Below are 16,390 nucleotides of genomic sequence, written 5' to 3'. Positions count from 1 at the left end.
ACTCAAGAAGTTCCCCCGCCATGACATTGTCGAGGCCATGAGCAAGTGCGATACCGTCACCTACACGGATTACAGTACCTACTTCACTTACTTCCATTTCAGACTGATAATTTTCGATCTGCTGTTTAATCAGACCGCTAATTTCCTCAGCTTTGATGCCCATGTATGTCACCCCTCTTAATTCAAATTAATTGATTAATTGACGCTCAAGACGCGCTAATTTAGCACTAATGCTGCTGTCGATAATCTGGTTGCCTATCTGAAGGCGAATGCCTCCGATAAGGCTTGGGTCAATTACGTTTTCGATATGCAGTGCCTGCTTCCCTACTTTGTGCGCAAAGGCAGTAGAGATGGCATTGCTTTCTTCAACCGTTAACGGACGAGTAGAGTAAACTTTCGCCTCGGCAACTCCGGAAGCTGCGTTTGCAATTTCCTGGTATTCCTCGATCACGTTTACTACTTCTCCAATACGTCCTGCATCGATCAGCACATATAGTGTGTTCAATACAAGCGGATTCGCACCGTTGAAAAATTGCCCAATTAATTCTTTTTTCTTTTGGATAGAGAATTTAGGAGTGCTAAGCATCTCACTTAATCCTTTCTCCTCTTTAAATACTTTGTGAAGCTCTTTTAAATCTGTTTGCACAGCCAGAGCCTGTTGCTTTCCTTGCGCAGCTTCAAACAATGCAACGGCATAGCGTCTTGCGACTACCGATTGGCTCATTGTCCTTCCCCTGCCTTCACAATCGTTTCTTCGATCAATGCGCGGTTATCTTCCTCAGAAATTTCTTTTCCAAGAACCTTAGACGCAGCCAAGATAGATAGAGATACGAATTCTTCGCGAACTGCTGCCACAGCTTTCTCTTTTTCTGTTGCGATTTCGAGAGTTGCTGCTTCTTTCATCCGGTTTACTTCAGCGCGTGCAGCCGTAATCAGCTCTTCACGTTGAGTGTCACCGGATTTCTTTGCGTTTTCGACGATAGCTTGTGCGTTGTCGCGTGCTTCTTTCAATAAAGCGCGTTGCTCTTCAAGAAGCTTTGCAGATTCTTGACGGCTTTTTTCAGCCTGCTCGATCTCCGTGGCGATTAATTGCGCCCGTTGATCCATTACACCCATTAACGGTCCCCATGCAAACTTCTTTAGAAGTACCATGAGAATCGTGAAAAATACGACAGTGACGATGATGTCACCTAAGTTGAGTCGCTGGTTCAAACTAGCTAAAAATCCTGCGTCAGCATTTGCTGATAAGAGGACGAAGGTATCCAACACGATTGTTTCACTCCCTTCAAGAGCTCATGACTCTTTCGTTTCTATCTTCTGCGTGTTTGGCAAAAGTATTCTATGTTCGGTGATTCATATGTTGTTCCACATAAAGCAATGGCGAAGACCCATACTACATGCTTCGCCATATGTTGCAAAAATTATTTGTTCATTACGATAAACGCAATAACAGTTGCGATGATTGGAAGTGCCTCAACCAATGCAACCCCGATGAACATTGTTGTTTGTAGAACGCCGCGTGCCTCTGGCTGACGAGCGATCCCTTCAACTGTCTTAGAAACGATCAAACCGTTACCGATACCTGCACCAAGTGCACCTAGACCAACTGCTAGTGCTGCTGCTAATAAACCCATAGTGTATTTCCTCCTAATATTTGTGTAGTTTTGGTTTCCCTAAAATAGGGTATTTCTATGTTTAGTGGTCTGTGCTGACTTTGTGAGCCATATAGACCATCGTTAACATAACAAAGATAAATGCTTGAATCGCTCCGATGAACACGGAGAAACCTAGCCAAGCGAGTGCTGGGATCACAGCTCCGACTAAGCCGAAGACGCTGGATGCACCAAGTGTTGCAAGCAAACCAATTAAGATTTCACCTGCGAAAATGTTTCCGTAAAGACGAAGACCGAGTGTCAGCGTATTTGCGAATTCCTCAATAACTTTCAATGGTGCCAAGAAAGGTATCGGCTGGAAGTATGTTTTGAAATAACCGCCAAGTCCAAGTTGTTTAATACCATAGAAATGCGTTAACGCAACAACTGTAGAAGCGAGGGTTAACGTGATAACTGGATCGGCTGTCGGTGATTTCCACCAAAGTTCGTGATCCCAACTGATTGAGAATGGAAGTCCGAGCATATTTGCCACGAAGACAAACATAATCAAGGTAATTCCGAGCACGTGGAAGCGGCCTCCCGTTTTCCAGTCCATGTTATTTTTAATGATGCCTTTGACGAAGTCCATAATCCACTCCATGAAGTTCTGCATACCCGTTGGTTTCATTTGAAGCCGGCGAGTAGATGCAACTGCAATCAGGAAGACGATCAGACACGTCACAAACAACATCAATATATTCGAAGGGTTAAACCCGATTCCGAATAAAACAAAATGTGGATTTTCATGATTCACGTTTTTGTTCACCTCCCCTTGCTAGTAAAGTGTTAATGCTCCCTATGGAACAGCAGTCGATCAGTGAACAGCAATACATAAGGTACCATTAACCCGATTACTGTGCTGATCAGATTGAACTCTTCCGGCAGAGATAGTGCAATGGCTGCCGCCGCTACACCCGATGCAAAACGTAAGCCCATGCCTAATGACTTCGCACGCTTTTCCTCCGTAATGGCCCGGTCAAACCGTTCCATTCGTCGAACTAAAATCCAAAAGTTGTACATTCCGAAAAGTGAACCTAAGATGAGTCCTGCGAAGATTGTCTGGTAGTCCAAGAAGAACCAGCCAAGTCCAAACAATGCAAGCAAAAAAAAGAAGCTCTTCTTCTGCCTCGTGAAAATTTCCTGCATACTTTGCATTGTTGGTGATTCTCCCATTTCGTATTTGGATTCTAGTGGCGATGTTGAAGTGTCAGGCAGATCTTCCGACTATTGTCGAAAGAAGCGAGACTTTGTCGTTTTCACCATTTTTGAACGACATAGATTCTTTGCATAAGAATCTGGAAATTGTAAGTGAAACGCCTTATTGTTCACCAGGTAGCGTTGCTTTGTGTAAAGCAGACAAAGAGGCTAACAAGCGTTCATATCAGTAAGAGTTGAAAGTATGAAAACAGTATTTCCATACTCAAGATATGTATGTGTCTCTTATCAATCTTACCCTTTGCTAGCATACAATAGGGTGTTTTTTATGTCAATTGATTCAAGTGATTTTCTTCACAATGTGTTCTCATTGTCAAACATTCGACATATTTGTTTTGTGCTTTTGGGGTTGCATTTTTGGGGTGTTTACCCCGTTGTGTTTTTGGTGATTTTTCTGACAGAAAGAGCTGACGGATCTAAATTAGTATATAGTTTAGGATTTGCGCTACAGCCGGGGACGCGTTCCGGAGTCGCCCCGGCTGTAGCACAAACCCTATATTGTAAGCAGATAATTCGAAGCTTGTTCACTGAAGTTATTTTCTACATACACATTTGCTCGTAATCCTTCAATTATATTGCACAACCGCGTGATTCACTTTTTCAGCAACTTACACCCCTGCTACGTAAAATACTAACTGTTACGATTTAACTTCACAAGTTCAATGATTACTATACTTCAAAAAGAGTCCAAAGTTCATAATGAGTATGATTCACTCTTTATAGATTAGAAAATGTGACATGCAATTTTATATACAATGAGATCATACCTATTTCTTAGACCTTAGAGAAGTATGGTGAACTTACCAACTATTTATACAAACTAAGTAGGATTGAAGCGGATGAAGGGGCCACTCCGAGAGCATCAGTGTGCGTCTTGAGACCCCACGGGTAGCGAAGCGAGAGCCATGACGAAGAACGGCTTTTGCGAGTAAAAGCGCAGCGTTAAGAACAAATCTTTGCTCTCAAATTCCAATCTCCACGTATAGTCACTGACTAATTTCAAACAGCAGACCACCTTAGTAATCGGCAGTCTGCTGTTTGCTTCTTATATGGAAGATAAGTATTTCAATAGCGACTCGACTATGCGCTCGGAAGCTCGTCCGTCGCCGTATGGATTGTAGGCTTGGGACATTTTTTTGTATTCGGCTTCATCGGACAGTAGCGTGTCGGTCAGGTTGAAGATTGTATCTTCATCTGTTCCCGCCAGTCGCAGCGTCCCGGCTTCGATGCCTTCCGGGCGTTCGGTTGTATCCCGCAGGACGATAACCGGTTTACCCAGCGAAGGTGCTTCTTCCTGGATGCCGCCGGAGTCTGTAAGAATAATATGCGAACGTGCTGCGAAGTTGTGGAAATCCAATACTTCGAGTGGTTCGATCAAATGCACACGGTTGTTGTTGCCGAGCAGTTCATCCGCCACTTCACGTACGGCTGGATTCATATGCACTGGGTAGATCACTTGAATATCATCGTATTTATCGAGCAGACGATTGATTGCACGGAACATATTGCGCATCGGCTCGCCAAGGTTTTCTCGACGATGTGCTGTCAGCAAAATCAGACGGTCATCACCCAATTGATCGAACATCGGATGGTGATAATCCGGATCCACTGTTGTCTGCAACGCGTCGATCGCTGTATTGCCTGTAATGAAAATGCGTTCTGCATTCTTGCCTTCATTCAGCAGATTCTGTGCTGATTTCTCTGTCGGCGAAAAATGCAGGTCTGCGATCACGCCTGTTAGCTGGCGGTTCATCTCTTCAGGGTACGGTGAATATTTATTCCACGTGCGAAGACCTGCTTCGACATGACCGACCGCGATTTGATTGTAAAATGCAGCCAGACTGCCAATGAAAGTCGTAGCGGTATCACCGTGTACAAGAACAATGTCAGGCTTGGCCTCTTTCATAATTTTATCAAGACCTTCCAATCCGCGTGTTGCCACGTCGATCAGTGTCTGGCGGTCTTTCATGATATTCAAATCAAAATCTGGTTTGATCTCGAACGTTTGGAGCACCTGATCAAGCATTTCGCGGTGCTGCGCCGTCACAGTCACAATCGATTCGATTTGATCCGGATGTTTTTCGAGTTCGAGCACAAGCGGCGCCATTTTGATTGCTTCCGGTCTTGTACCGAAAATCGTCATCACTTTCCACTTTTTAGTCAATGAATGGTCCCTCCATTATTTCGTGCCGAATAAACGGTCACCTGCGTCACCTAATCCAGGTACGATATAGCCCTGTTCGTTCAGCTTCTCGTCTAGTGCCGCAATATACACATCAACGTCAGGGTGCGCTTCTATCAGAGCTTCTACGCCTTCAGGTGCAGCAACTAAACACATGAATTTGATGTTTACCGCGCCGCGCTTTTTCATAGAATTGATGGCTTCGACTGCAGTCCCGCCCGTCGCAAGCATCGGATCCACTACGATAAATTCACGTTCAGATACATCAGAAGGCAATTTCACAAAGTATTCAACTGGTTTCAGTGTTTCAGGATCGCGGAATAATCCGACGTGCCCGACTTTTGCTGCTGGAATTAATTTAATAATGCCGTCTACCATGCCGATTCCTGCACGCAGGATTGGAACGATGCCTAGCTTTTTACCTTCAAGTATGTGAGATTTTGCTTCGCAGACTGGTGTTTGAATGGTAATTTCTTTTGTCGGCAGGTCTCTTGTAATTTCGAAAGCCATCAGTGTAGCCAGTTCGTTCACAAGTTCACGGAATTCTTTCGTTCCCGTATCTACCTTTCTTATATACGTTAATTTGTGCTGAATTAATGGATGATCAAATACATGTACTTTTGCCATTGGTATCGCTCCTTTTCGGAATATCTTGTACATTATAACAGAAATCATACGACAGGCGGAGAGAAGTCCTTTGTTTTTAGATTCAGATTATTGGAGCTTTGAAAAAAATACTGCAGATGCTCATACGAGGCGTGTTGGCGATCAAAGACCTTGGCGCTCCGATCAAACGACACCGCCAGCCGCTCATATCCCGTCGCTGAGTGATCATACACTTCATCGCCGCGATCATACACAGCCTTTCTAACTTGAAAAAGCGCCCGGCACAATGACCGGGCGCTTACCTATTACGCGTATAAAGGATGCTGATTCGTCAAAGCAGTTACCGCTTTGCGTGCTTCTTGTTTTGCGTTTTCATCTTCGTGATTCTTTAGAAGTTCCGCGATGATACGGCCGACTTCCTTCATATCTTCTTCTTTAAATCCACGCGTTGTTACGGCAGGTGTACCGATACGGATACCGGACGTTACGAACGGTCCTTCCTGATCGAAAGGTACAGTATTCTTGTTCACTGTAATACCCACTTCATCAAGAACATGCTCTGCTACTTTTCCTGTCAAGTTAAGGGACTGTAGCTTCACAAGCACTAAGTGGTTATCTGTGCCGCCAGAAACGACGTCGATTCCTTCTTCTTTTAACTTCTCAGCCAACGCTTTTGCGTTTTTCTTCACTTGCTGTGCATATGTTTTGAATTCAGGCTCCAACGCTTCTTTGAACGCTACCGCTTTTGCAGCGATGACGTGCATCAATGGACCACCTTGTACTCCAGGGAATACAGTCTTGTCGATTTTACGGCCAAATTCTTCTGCAGTTGCTTCGTTCAATAAAATGACTCCGCCACGTGGTCCGCGCAATGTTTTATGTGTTGTAGACGTCACGAAATGTGCATGAGGCACTGGATTTGGATGCTCGCCTGTCGCAACTAAACCGGCGATGTGCGCCATATCCACCATCAAGTATGCACCGACTTCATCCGCAATTTCACGGAATTTCGCGAAGTCGATTTCGCGCGGGTATGCACTTGCACCAGCAACGATCATTTTCGGCTTATGCTCCAGCGCTTTTTGACGAACGTCTTCGTAGTCAATTACTTCTTCTTCTTTTGTCACACCGTACTCTACGAAATTGTACAGAATTCCAGAGAAGTTAACCGGAGATCCGTGAGTTAAGTGACCACCGTGGGATAAATTCATACCAAGAACCGTATCACCAGGCTCTAGTGCTGTGAAATAGACTGCCATATTCGCTTGTGCACCGGAGTGAGGCTGCACGTTAGCATACGCTGCACCGAATAATTCTTTTACGCGGTCGCGTGCGATATCTTCCACAACGTCAACATGTTCGCAGCCACCGTAGTAACGGCGACCAGGATAGCCTTCAGCATATTTATTCGTCAAATACGAGCCCTGTGCTTCCATAACTGCTTCTGTTACGAAGTTTTCTGATGCGATTAATTCGATGTTAGAATTCTGGCGGTTCTTTTCTGCCATGATTGCTTCGAAAATTGCTGCGTCATCACGCTGTACATTGCTTAAGTCCATTGGTTGATATCCCCTTTTTTCTGATAATTTCTATTCTTTTTTATTGTACACGTTTCATTCGTACTGCGCACGGCTTCCGCCAATCAATTTAGGACGTGTCGTTGCCAATGTAATGACAGCTTCGCCAATTTGCTTGATGGACGTCCGGATCGGTACGACAACCGGTTTCAATTGCATGCCGATCAACGTCTGGCCGATATCAATTCCGGCATTTGCCTGAACAGCTTCCACTACTACCGGATCGTTAAATTGCTTATATACATATGCGGACATCGAGCCTCCAGCTGTCACAACCGGCACGACCGAAACAGGCTCTAAATTAAACCGCTGAGCTGTCTTGCGTTCCAGCGTGACTGCGCGGTTAATGTGCTCGCAGCCCTGAAATGCTAAATGAATCTGATGTTTATTGGCGAATGCTTGCAGCGGTTCATACAGTGCTTCGCCGATTTCCAGCGCACCGTTTGTCCCGATGCGCGAACCCGCCACTTCAGACGTAGAACAACCGACCACAAAAATTGTATCCGCTGCTGGCGGCGCCTGTTCTGCAAACTCCGTCAATGCCTGTTCCAGCTGCAGTTTCCATAATTTAACGGCATCCACATCGTTCACCCGCTTTCTTTATTGCTTTTCTAAGTCCATCATTTTATCAATACGGCGCTCGTGACGGCCGCCTTCGAATTCTGTTCCAAGCCATGTGCTGACGATCTCGCGTGCAAGTCCCGGGCCTATAACGCGCTCGCCCATTGCCAAAACATTGGAGTCGTTGTGCTCGCGTGTTGCTTTTGCGCTGAATGTATCGTGAACGAGCGCACAGCGAATGCCTTTGACTTTATTGGCAGCAATCGACATGCCGATTCCTGTACCGCAAATCAAGATGCCACGGTCAGCTTTGCCTGCTGCTACATCGTTTGCTACCGGGACAGCATAGTCCGGATAGTCGACAGAAGCGTCGGAGTCCGGGCCGTAGTCGGTGTATTCGATGTTCATTTCTGTTAGCAGATTGATGATTTCATGACGGAGGTTGTTGCCTCCATGGTCTGAAGAAATTGCAATTTTCACTGCGCACCCTCATTTCTTATTTTTACTTATCGCTTATTCTACCATTGTTCAATAAAAAAATCATCGGTTTTACTGCAACGTTTTGGTTTTTTTCATTTTTATATTGTGTGGAATGCCAATAAAGGCGAACGTTATATGAATAAAACGTGTCCATCGTACGTGTTAGGAGTTAGATTTTAGTAAAGATACCGTTCCCCTGCGTTCCGGGCGGACGCGTTCCCGAGGGCGTGCGGTGAGCCGCTTCCCTCGCTTCGCTCAGTCCAGGGTCTCACCCTGCACGCTGATCCTCCGGGAGTCGCCGCCCTGCACTCCGGTACACTGGCTGGTGTTTCAATAATTTTTATGAAAGCGGCAGTATGTACTTACTATCTGAGACTATTATTACGAATTTTGGTCTTCATGCAATACCTATCATTCACCAAGGACTCAGATTCTTGTAATCAATACGTTTGTAAGGCAAGCAATTGAACAAAACCAAGACCATCCATATTTCGCAAATAACCGACTGACATACCTTCCACAAAACAGCGAAGGCGCAACTGCGGGGTTAGCCGATGCAATGAGACAACTGGCACGTTCTTCGCCAGCTGGCTCATTGCGTAAGGCAATCCCCCAGCGCCGAAGCGATATTTAAACTGCAAAACATACTTCATTCAAAATTCCGGAAAAGTCGAGGAACGGGTACCGTACAAACTATCTGACCAACAAAAAAACCTCCTGCTCGTCCATCAAAAATCTGACGACAGCAGGAGGCTTGTACATTCATTATTCAGGTGTTCTATCAAACTTCCGGATCACTTTATAAAGTTCTTCGGATTGTGCTTTGAGTTCGAGTGCTTTGGCATCGGTATGTTCGATGGAAGCTACTTGTTCTTCGGTAGCTGCCCGTACTTCTTCTGCGCCTGCTGAGGTTTCTTCAGCTATGGAGGCGACTTCCATGGATTGTTTGGCTGTACGTTCGATTGTCTGCAACTGACGGTTGACGATTTCAGTGATTTCGTCTACGGAGGCGGCCATGGTGTGAATGGTTTCAGTCATAGATTGGACGTTTTCATTCGTTTGCGTTGCCCGCTTCGCCTCCGTTGAAGCTGTATCGACTTGCTGATTCATTTCGGAGACGACTTTTTTGACGTCTGCCTGAATGCTTTGGACTAGTGTAGAAATCATATGAACAGCGTTGGCACTTTCGTCTGCGAGGTTACGTACTTCTTCCGCAACGACGGCGAAGCCTTTGCCGTGTTCACCGGCACGTGCTGCTTCAATGGAAGCGTTGAGTGCCAAAAGATTCGTCTGCCCGGCAATACTACCGACCACTTCAACGATTTCTCCAATTTTATGGGCGTTTTCATCCAATTCTTGAATCGTTTCTAATGATTTTTCACTTTGCTCGGTCATTTGATGAATGCCCGACAGTACGGATTGGAAGACATCCGTTGTCGTATGCAGCTCTTTCAACATCGCTTTTGAGTGCTCAGATGACTGACCCGCGCGGCTGTTTACTTCTTCTGCCAGCTGGCGTACATTTTCAATCGCATTGACCGTTTCTTGAATGGCGGCCGCGGTTGTTTCAGCGCCGTTTGAAATCTCGCCGATGGTACGGGCGATTGCGTCTGACTGGCCGGATGCCGCACTTGTTTCTTTCGTAAGCGCGTTAACTGATTGGACTGTAGCCTGGAAATTCGATTCGATCTGCTCGATAATACTGCGCAGATTGAACACAACTTGCTGGAATGCTTTTGATACCGAGTGGATTTCGTCGGTTGAATTAGGCAATTGAATATCGGTGCCAATTTTCCCGTCCGCCACTTTCATCGCAGCTGTCTCTAGTCTTTGTAACGGCTTCGTTAAAATCACGCTGAACAGTGCCGCTAAAATTCCAGACCATATAACCCCCATTGCATACGTCAGAATCTGAAAGACGAATGGCTGGATATTCGGGAAGAACGTCGGCTGCACCCAATTAATAAATACGGCACTCGTTGAATAGGTGATCACGGCAAGAATTACGACAAATAAGACCAGCTTTTTTCGCAGCCCTACTTTTTTCGTTCTAGTTTCGTTCATTGTTTTCCCTCCGAGAGCTGCCGCGCAACAGATTGAATGAGTTCCGTCAGTTCCATGTACGTCTTGCGATATGTCGCCAAATCGCCGCCGTATGGATCATGGACATTAAGTCCTCCGCTTGCACCTGCATACTCCTTTAATGTAAAAATCTTGTCTTTCATATCAGGAAAACTGCGACGCAGCGTATCCCGATGGCCCGCTGTCATCGTCAATACCAGATGGGCCCATTGCATGTCTGCTAGTTTGAGTTCATTAGAAAATCCGTCGAATGAGATACCGGCTTCATTCAGCAATTGCGCTGAATTCGCTGAAATTGGCATACCATCGACCGCATATATTCCCGCAGACCTTACTTCCACACCCGCTACATTTTCATTGTCCAACAGCGCTTCCGCCAGAGGACTTCTACATGTGTTGCCTGTACAAATAAAATAAATGTTCATTTTCTTCACCTACTATACAGAATAACGGATTTATGTGAAAAAAGAAACAGTAATTACTAAATAATGAAGGACAATACACCTATGGCAATGAAAACTATTCCAGTAATGCGTCGAATATACATGCCATTTATCAATCCAATGCGTCCTGTGGATAACAGTGCCACGATAGAAAAGACGAAAGAAAAGAATCCCGATACGAAGATAAATACCCATTTATTGAGCTGCATCATCCCAAATGTTACACTCACCGTGAATGCGTCCAGACTGACCAGTAGCGCTAAGAAAAACGGGGATATCTTATGGACCATCGAAGTCTGTTCCCCATCATCCAATAAAATATGCAAGCCGATTAACCCAAGCATGACTCCGGAAAGTACTTGGCTCCAACCTTCAAAATAGCGGAAAGTCCAATCTCCCATATAGAAGCCGACGAGCGGCAATAACATATTTAATAATGTTGTCCACAGCGCGATCATCAATCTTCCGCGTCGCAACTGCAAAACGGTGTAAACAATGAGTATATCTACTGTCGTAACGATCGCTGCTACCATTTCAATCAATGAGTAAGCCCCCTTGCAGTTCGCATAACTCTATCTTATGCGTCTACAGAAGGGGGCTATTCGTTGATTAAGAAAAACGTTTGCCGTTCGAGGCCTTATCAAGCCGATTCATGACGGCAGCACCGATGCCCGAGAGATCAGTTTCAATCGCCAGGATCATGTCAGCTTCTGTCGCGTCACACTGTCGGATCGCTTTATAGAGGTTCGCCGCCATCGCTTCGTGGTTGTGCATTGCACCTGTGGAAAAGTACCAGTCCGCGTTAGTTGTGTGTAATTCATCCGGGCCAATAATTGCAACCCGTTTTCCTTGCTGATGAATACTTTTCAGCGCACTTTCCAATTTGGCAGCATCCGGTTCGATAACGAATAAAGGAGCTTCCGGTGCATAATGCGTATATTTCATGCCGGGTGCTCGAGGAGTTGTCGCCTGGTCTTCAGGTTTAGCCGCCAATTGAACGGTGCCAATCAATTCTTCTAACTGTTCTTTGGAGATACCCCCAGGACGAAGAATGACCGGCGGAGTGACCGTAACGTCCAATACTGTGGATTCAACGCCAATACCCGTTGCACCGCCGTCTAGAATAAGCGGAATTTTTCCGAATAAATCATGATAGACATGCTCCGCTTCTGTCGGACTCGGCTTTCCACTTCGGTTTGCACTCGGTGCAGCTACAGGCAGTTGAAGTTTCTGCAGTAGCGCAAGTGCTACCGGATGGTCAGGCATACGGATCGCAAGTGTATGCATACCCGCAGTGACAGTATTCGCGATAACACCCGGTTTCATCTCCATCACTAGAGTCAAGGGGCCCGGCCAGAAAGCTTTCATTAGCCGCTCTGCTACTTCAGGTACTTCTGCTGCGTACTTCCCTACTTCTGATTGATTTCCAATATGTACGATGAGCGGGTTATCCGCAGGTCTACCTTTTGCTTCAAAAATCTTCTTTACCGCTTGCTCATCTGTGGCAATTGCTCCAAGGCCATAAACTGTTTCAGTCGGAAATGCGACAAGTCCTCCTGATTTCAAGATATCCACAGCGTGTTCATATGTTTCTTCGTTATCCACGAGGTTATCCACTGATTTCATTTCCGTTTCCATCTGTTCAACCCCCTTTTATACACATTTCACTGATTTTATCCACAAAATATGTGAATAGTTTTATGCGAAGAGCGACTTTATCCACTCCCAAACGAAAAACGTAACTGGTTCTTCCTCTGTTTCAACCGTTGCTGTTTCTTCTGGGTAGCAGACATTCGGGAATAACGCACACCACCAATTATCGCCTTTCCCATTGCCGATTTTCAAAATATAACTTTCATAGACATCCTGCTTTTGAATGGCAAAACCGATGCGTTTCGCCGGAATGAGTGCCGCCTTATGTTCGAATGTCACGGGCAGTCCGTTTGCCTGCAGAGTTGCCAGCTGCGTAATTTCTGCGCTTGCTGCTTCCATTCTGTTCTGCATCTGCTCCGGTGTTGAGGATTCATTGACTGCGGAAGCAATAATCGGTTCGATTTGTTGTTGAATCTTCTGTTTCACCTGCTGATCATCAACTGTATTGGAGTTTGCCAAAATCCGAAACTGCGGCATTTCACTAGTTTCTGCAGGTTGATAGAATAAAAATAACACACCCTGAATCGCGAGCAGCACCAGTATAAATTCTATAATAGCCATCCATTTAGAAGTTTTCGTCTGTGGTTTTTCAATCGTGTAATCTTGTAACATGTCATCCCCTCCTGCACTCTATCATGAGCCGCAGAAAGAGATTTTATTCATCGAATCTCACAAAATATCATTCGGTCTTTTTTATTGATGTCCTGAATGATCTCCACTTCCGCTTGCGGGAAGGCTTCCTGAAGGAAATTCTGTACTTTTTCTCCTTGTAAATAACCAATTTCGAAACCAATGAATGCCGGTTTATTCAGCATAGGTGAAAGACGTTCTGCGAGTCTGCGATAAAAGTACAGTCCCTCTTCTTCGGCAAATAAAGCAGAAGCCGGTTCGAAATCATAAACCGTCGGGGACATTTCCTCTTTTTCCTGTTCTGCGATATAGGGTGGATTGGAAAGAATGACATCCCACTTTTGCTGCGCGAGCGGTTCTTCCATATCCCCCTGCAAAAAGGTAATATCTGCTTCGTTACGCTCAGCATTGCGCTTGGCAACTTTTAGCGCTTCTTCGCTGAAATCAGTAGCGGTCACATCTGCAGACAGACGTTCTTTTTTGAACGCCACCGCAATCGCACCGCTGCCGGTACCAATGTCCGCAACTTGAATCAGACGGTCTCCAAATAATTTATTCGCACGTTCAAGTGCATGATAGACCAATTCCTCTGTTTCAGGGCGAGGAATCAACACGTGTTCGTTCACTTCGAATGAATAGCCGTAAAATGATTCTTCACCGAGAATATATTGAATAGGCTTGCCCTTCAGCAATTCTTGAATATAACTCCAAAATTGCGAGCAAGGTTCATGCGGCAGCTGTTCACGCAGGCTAGCAAGATAGTCGGCCTGACTTTTGCCGGTGACTGCACGAATCGCCAATTCCGCCGCATTTGTATCAAGCCCACGGGCATACAACAATTGCTGTGCACGCTGGACAGATTCCCAGATGGATTCAGTCATTTTGATCCAGACTTTCCAGACGATGTGCCTGCTCTTCAATAATGAGCGCATCAATCACTTCGTCTAATTTCCCTTCGATTACTTGGTCTAGCTTCTGTATTGTCAGGCCGATTCGATGATCAGTCACACGGTTTTGTGGGAAATTATACGTACGGATCCGTTCCGAACGGTCTCCCGAACCAACTGCTGATTTTCGCTTTTCATCATACTCCGCTTGAACTTCCTGCATGAATTTATCGTACACACGCGCACGCAGTACTTTCATCGCTTTTTCTTTGTTTTTAATTTGTGATTTTTCATCCTGGATTGATACCGTAATGCCTGTCGGTAAATGTGTCAGACGAACAGCTGACATCGTCGTATTGACCGATTGTCCGCCCGGTCCGGATGAAGCGAATGTATCAGTTCGGATATCTTTGTCGTGAATTTCAATCTCCACTTCTTCTGCTTCCGGAAGACAAGCAACAGTTGCAGTAGACGTATGGATCCGACCGCCCGATTCCGTTTCCGGCACACGCTGTACTCGATGCGCCCCGTTTTCGTATTTTAATTTGGAGTACGCGCCTTTGCCGTCGATCATGAATATGATTTCTTTAAAACCGCCGAGCTCTGTCGGTGACGAATCAATCACTTCCACTTTCCAATGATTCATTTCGGCAAATCTTGTGTACATGCGGTATAGGCTGCCTGCGAATAAAGCGGCCTCGTCGCCGCCTGCTGCACCGCGGATTTCCATGATGACACTTTTATTGTCATTCGGATCTTTCGGAACGAGCAGAATTTTCAACTGTTCTTCGAGCGATTCAACGCGGTCTTCCAGTTCATCAATTTCCATCTTCACGAGTTCTTTCATTTCGTCGTCAAGCGGTTCATCCAGCATTTCTTTGGCATTTTTGTATTGCGCCTGCACTTCTTTATATTCCCGGTATACTTCAACGGTTTCCTGCAAATCGGACTGTTCCTTCGAATACGTACGCAATTTATCCAAGTCATTGACGATTTCCGGATCACTCAGTAATTCATTGAGCCGATCGTAACGGTCTTCCACTGCCTGCAATCTATCGAACATAATGATTTCACCTCTTCTGGAGTATTTGGGTTATTTATGTATAGCAGAACCGCCTATCCTTACGTGCTTCTGGATAGACGGTACATGTGTTTATTTTGCCTGTTCTGTGCGGATACCGACAGGCACTTCATGGTGCTGACGGCAACGAGGTTCGTAAGCTTCAGAAGCTCCAACTAAAACGATCGGATCATTATAGCTTGCTGGACGTCCGTCAATTAATCGCTGTGTGCGGCTCGAAGGAGATCCACAAACTGTACAGACTGCCTGCAGTTTCGTGACCAGTTCAGCGACTGCCATCAAACGCGGCATCGGTCCGAACGGCTCTCCTCTGAAGTCTTGGTCGAGGCCTGCAATGATGACACGGAATCCACGATTGGCGAGTCCAATGGCTACTTCTACTATGTCTTCATCAAAAAATTGAGCTTCATCAATGGCGACCACATCGAAATCATCTGTCACGAGATTCGTAATTTCTCTCGCTTTGGAAATCGGATTGGCGATCATCGATGTGCCATCATGGCTGACAACCGCTTCTTCGCTGTAGCGATCATCGATTTCCGGCTTGAATACCGCGATTTTCTGTTTGGCAAATTCTGCACGGCGTATTCGGCGAATGAGCTCCTCCGATTTTCCTGAGAACATGCTGCCACAGATGACTTCCATCCAGCCGCCTTGCATTGAAACGTACATGGTCAATCTCCTTTCAGCTCGTTGCTTATGTATGATAAGTGAGGAATGTTGGTTTGTTTTTGGTGTGCCATTTGCGTGCTTGGTGCTGTATGAGCGCGAAGCAGATTTGTATGAGCGGTTGCAAACGGGATATGAGCACATGTCAAAATGGTATGAGCGTTTGCCGGGTTTCTATGAGCGCGAAGCCAGGCACTATGAGCGCTTGGGCAGCTTCTATGATCATTCCGCCTTACATTTCACACGTCTGACTATAAAAATACCCGTCTGGCACGACTGCACCTGACGGGTATCTGGCATTTGATTACTCTTGTTCTTGTTGTTCTGACTTGATGCCATATTTTTTGTTGAAACGATCGACACGGCCGTCCGCTGCAGCAAACTTTTGGCGTCCAGTGTAGAATGGGTGACATTCTGAGCATACTTCTACTCGAATATCCTCTTTTACAGAACCTGTGTCGAATGTATTGCCACATGAGCAAGTTACTTTTGCAAGTTTGTAATTTGGATGAATTCCTGCTTTCATCGGTCTCTCTCCTCTCGCCCTGAACCATCTGGAACAGAGTATAAATTTATAAGGCGTCCTATCGGCAGATGCCAATAAAACGGATCGATGCCGTACACGGCCCGTATTTGTCAGCCGCATATGCAGTGTACGAAAATACCGTACTC

At 45.6% G+C, this 16,390-nt stretch carries 20 protein-coding genes and 1 pseudogene; all 21 read right to left on the bottom strand.

Translation table 11 applies throughout. The annotated features are described in order from the left end of the window. Nucleotides 1-163 (bottom strand): annotated as a pseudogene (locus Q1J64_RS01465) (F0F1 ATP synthase subunit alpha); the annotation flags it as partial. 24 nt (nt 164-187) lie between these two features. Continuing rightward, nucleotides 188-724, bottom strand: coding sequence for a F0F1 ATP synthase subunit delta (locus Q1J64_RS01460; protein ID WP_301107315.1), 537 nt, complete (start codon nt 722-724; stop codon nt 188-190). Further along, a complete protein-coding gene (gene atpF, locus Q1J64_RS01455) occupies nt 721-1,272 on the bottom strand; it encodes a F0F1 ATP synthase subunit B (protein WP_483315950.1) in 552 nt (183 codons plus the stop codon). Before atpF ends, Q1J64_RS01460 begins: the two co-directional genes overlap by 4 nt. A gap of 149 nt (nt 1,273-1,421) precedes the next feature. After that, on the bottom strand, nt 1,422-1,634 hold the full coding sequence (gene atpE / locus Q1J64_RS01450) for a F0F1 ATP synthase subunit C (RefSeq protein ID WP_009766206.1): 213 nt from the start codon (nt 1,632-1,634) through the stop codon (nt 1,422-1,424). Between the two features lie 61 nt (nt 1,635-1,695). After that, a complete protein-coding gene (gene atpB, locus Q1J64_RS01445; protein WP_301107314.1) occupies nt 1,696-2,406 on the bottom strand; it encodes a F0F1 ATP synthase subunit A in 711 nt (236 codons plus the stop codon). Between the two features lie 32 nt (nt 2,407-2,438). Further along, nucleotides 2,439-2,807 carry an ATP synthase subunit I gene (locus Q1J64_RS01440; protein ID WP_301107313.1) on the bottom strand — a complete coding sequence of 123 codons (369 nt, stop codon included), beginning with the start codon at nt 2,805-2,807 and terminating at the stop codon, nt 2,439-2,441. A 1,105-nt stretch (nt 2,808-3,912) separates the two neighbouring features. Continuing rightward, nucleotides 3,913-5,031 (bottom strand): non-hydrolyzing UDP-N-acetylglucosamine 2-epimerase, encoded by a 1,119-nt coding sequence (gene wecB / locus Q1J64_RS01435; RefSeq protein WP_301107312.1) that lies wholly within the window; start codon nt 5,029-5,031, stop codon nt 3,913-3,915. 15 nt (nt 5,032-5,046) lie between these two features. Then, a complete protein-coding gene (gene upp / locus Q1J64_RS01430) occupies nt 5,047-5,676 on the bottom strand; it encodes a uracil phosphoribosyltransferase (RefSeq protein ID WP_301107311.1) in 630 nt (209 codons plus the stop codon). Nucleotides 5,677-5,960: 284 nt separating this feature from the next. Further along, complete coding sequence (gene glyA, locus Q1J64_RS01425; protein ID WP_301107310.1) at nt 5,961-7,214, bottom strand: serine hydroxymethyltransferase; 1,254 nt, start codon at nt 7,212-7,214, stop codon at nt 5,961-5,963. 54 nt (nt 7,215-7,268) lie between these two features. After that, on the bottom strand, nt 7,269-7,814 hold the full coding sequence (locus Q1J64_RS01420; protein WP_301107309.1) for a TIGR01440 family protein: 546 nt from the start codon (nt 7,812-7,814) through the stop codon (nt 7,269-7,271). 18 nt (nt 7,815-7,832) lie between these two features. After that, nucleotides 7,833-8,273 carry a ribose 5-phosphate isomerase B gene (rpiB, locus tag Q1J64_RS01415; RefSeq protein WP_301107308.1) on the bottom strand — a complete coding sequence of 147 codons (441 nt, stop codon included), beginning with the start codon at nt 8,271-8,273 and terminating at the stop codon, nt 7,833-7,835. Nucleotides 8,274-8,713: 440 nt separating this feature from the next. Further along, nucleotides 8,714-8,926, bottom strand: a complete 213-nt coding sequence (locus Q1J64_RS01410) for a hypothetical protein (RefSeq protein WP_301107307.1) — start codon at nt 8,924-8,926, stop codon at nt 8,714-8,716. 112 nt (nt 8,927-9,038) lie between these two features. After that, a complete protein-coding gene (locus Q1J64_RS01405; protein ID WP_301107306.1) occupies nt 9,039-10,337 on the bottom strand; it encodes a methyl-accepting chemotaxis protein in 1,299 nt (432 codons plus the stop codon). Beyond that, the gene (locus tag Q1J64_RS01400) at nt 10,334-10,780 is read right to left on the bottom strand and encodes a low molecular weight protein arginine phosphatase (protein ID WP_301107305.1); all 447 of its coding nucleotides are present in this window, start codon (nt 10,778-10,780) and stop codon (nt 10,334-10,336) included. Before Q1J64_RS01400 ends, Q1J64_RS01405 begins: the two co-directional genes overlap by 4 nt. 56 nt (nt 10,781-10,836) lie before the next feature. Beyond that, nucleotides 10,837-11,331: a manganese efflux pump gene (locus Q1J64_RS01395; protein WP_301107323.1), complete on the bottom strand. Its 495-nt coding sequence runs from the start codon at nt 11,329-11,331 to the stop codon at nt 10,837-10,839. 76 nt (nt 11,332-11,407) lie between these two features. Beyond that, complete coding sequence (locus Q1J64_RS01390) at nt 11,408-12,436, bottom strand: L-threonylcarbamoyladenylate synthase (RefSeq protein ID WP_301107304.1); 1,029 nt, start codon at nt 12,434-12,436, stop codon at nt 11,408-11,410. Between the two features lie 60 nt (nt 12,437-12,496). Then, a complete protein-coding gene (locus Q1J64_RS01385; protein WP_301107303.1) occupies nt 12,497-13,063 on the bottom strand; it encodes a stage II sporulation protein R in 567 nt (188 codons plus the stop codon). Between the two features lie 47 nt (nt 13,064-13,110). Next, the gene (prmC, locus tag Q1J64_RS01380; protein ID WP_301107302.1) at nt 13,111-13,962 is read right to left on the bottom strand and encodes a peptide chain release factor N(5)-glutamine methyltransferase; all 852 of its coding nucleotides are present in this window, start codon (nt 13,960-13,962) and stop codon (nt 13,111-13,113) included. Beyond that, the gene (gene prfA / locus Q1J64_RS01375) at nt 13,955-15,031 is read right to left on the bottom strand and encodes a peptide chain release factor 1 (RefSeq protein ID WP_301107301.1); all 1,077 of its coding nucleotides are present in this window, start codon (nt 15,029-15,031) and stop codon (nt 13,955-13,957) included. Before prfA ends, prmC begins: the two co-directional genes overlap by 8 nt. Before the next feature lie 90 nt (nt 15,032-15,121). Next, on the bottom strand, nt 15,122-15,721 hold the full coding sequence (locus Q1J64_RS01370) for a thymidine kinase (RefSeq protein ID WP_301107300.1): 600 nt from the start codon (nt 15,719-15,721) through the stop codon (nt 15,122-15,124). Nucleotides 15,722-16,022: 301 nt separating this feature from the next. Next, nucleotides 16,023-16,244, bottom strand: a complete 222-nt coding sequence (gene rpmE, locus Q1J64_RS01365; protein WP_301107299.1) for a 50S ribosomal protein L31 — start codon at nt 16,242-16,244, stop codon at nt 16,023-16,025. Nucleotides 16,245-16,390: the final 146 nt, after the last annotated feature.

Origin of the sequence: Sporosarcina sp. (assembly GCF_029257255.1) — a bacterium.
Taxonomy (GTDB): domain Bacteria; phylum Bacillota; class Bacilli; order Bacillales_A; family Planococcaceae; genus Sporosarcina.
This window is presented reverse-complemented; position numbering and strand designations above follow the sequence as displayed.

Excerpts from the sequence above, each read along its gene's own strand:
- Q1J64_RS01460 (WP_301107315.1), bottom strand. The coding sequence starts at position 724 with ATGAGCCAATCGGTAGTCGCAAGACGCTATGCCGTTGCATTGTTTGAA.
- atpE (WP_009766206.1), bottom strand. The coding sequence starts at position 1,634 with ATGGGTTTATTAGCAGCAGCACTAGCAGTTGGTCTAGGTGCACTTGGT.
- Q1J64_RS01440 (WP_301107313.1), bottom strand. The coding sequence starts at position 2,807 with ATGCAAAGTATGCAGGAAATTTTCACGAGGCAGAAGAAGAGCTTCTTT.
- upp (WP_301107311.1), bottom strand. The coding sequence starts at position 5,676 with ATGGCAAAAGTACATGTATTTGATCATCCATTAATTCAGCACAAATTA.
- glyA (WP_301107310.1), bottom strand. The coding sequence starts at position 7,214 with ATGGACTTAAGCAATGTACAGCGTGATGACGCAGCAATTTTCGAAGCA.
- Q1J64_RS01410 (WP_301107307.1), bottom strand. The coding sequence starts at position 8,926 with ATGAAGTATGTTTTGCAGTTTAAATATCGCTTCGGCGCTGGGGGATTG.
- Q1J64_RS01405 (WP_301107306.1), bottom strand. The coding sequence starts at position 10,337 with ATGAACGAAACTAGAACGAAAAAAGTAGGGCTGCGAAAAAAGCTGGTC.
- Q1J64_RS01400 (WP_301107305.1), bottom strand. The coding sequence starts at position 10,780 with ATGAACATTTATTTTATTTGTACAGGCAACACATGTAGAAGTCCTCTG.
- Q1J64_RS01395 (WP_301107323.1), bottom strand. The coding sequence starts at position 11,331 with ATGGTAGCAGCGATCGTTACGACAGTAGATATACTCATTGTTTACACC.
- Q1J64_RS01390 (WP_301107304.1), bottom strand. The coding sequence starts at position 12,436 with ATGGAAACGGAAATGAAATCAGTGGATAACCTCGTGGATAACGAAGAA.
- Q1J64_RS01385 (WP_301107303.1), bottom strand. The coding sequence starts at position 13,063 with ATGTTACAAGATTACACGATTGAAAAACCACAGACGAAAACTTCTAAA.
- prmC (WP_301107302.1), bottom strand. The coding sequence starts at position 13,962 with ATGACTGAATCCATCTGGGAATCTGTCCAGCGTGCACAGCAATTGTTG.
- prfA (WP_301107301.1), bottom strand. The coding sequence starts at position 15,031 with ATGTTCGATAGATTGCAGGCAGTGGAAGACCGTTACGATCGGCTCAAT.
- Q1J64_RS01370 (WP_301107300.1), bottom strand. The coding sequence starts at position 15,721 with ATGTACGTTTCAATGCAAGGCGGCTGGATGGAAGTCATCTGTGGCAGC.
- rpmE (WP_301107299.1), bottom strand. The coding sequence starts at position 16,244 with ATGAAAGCAGGAATTCATCCAAATTACAAACTTGCAAAAGTAACTTGC.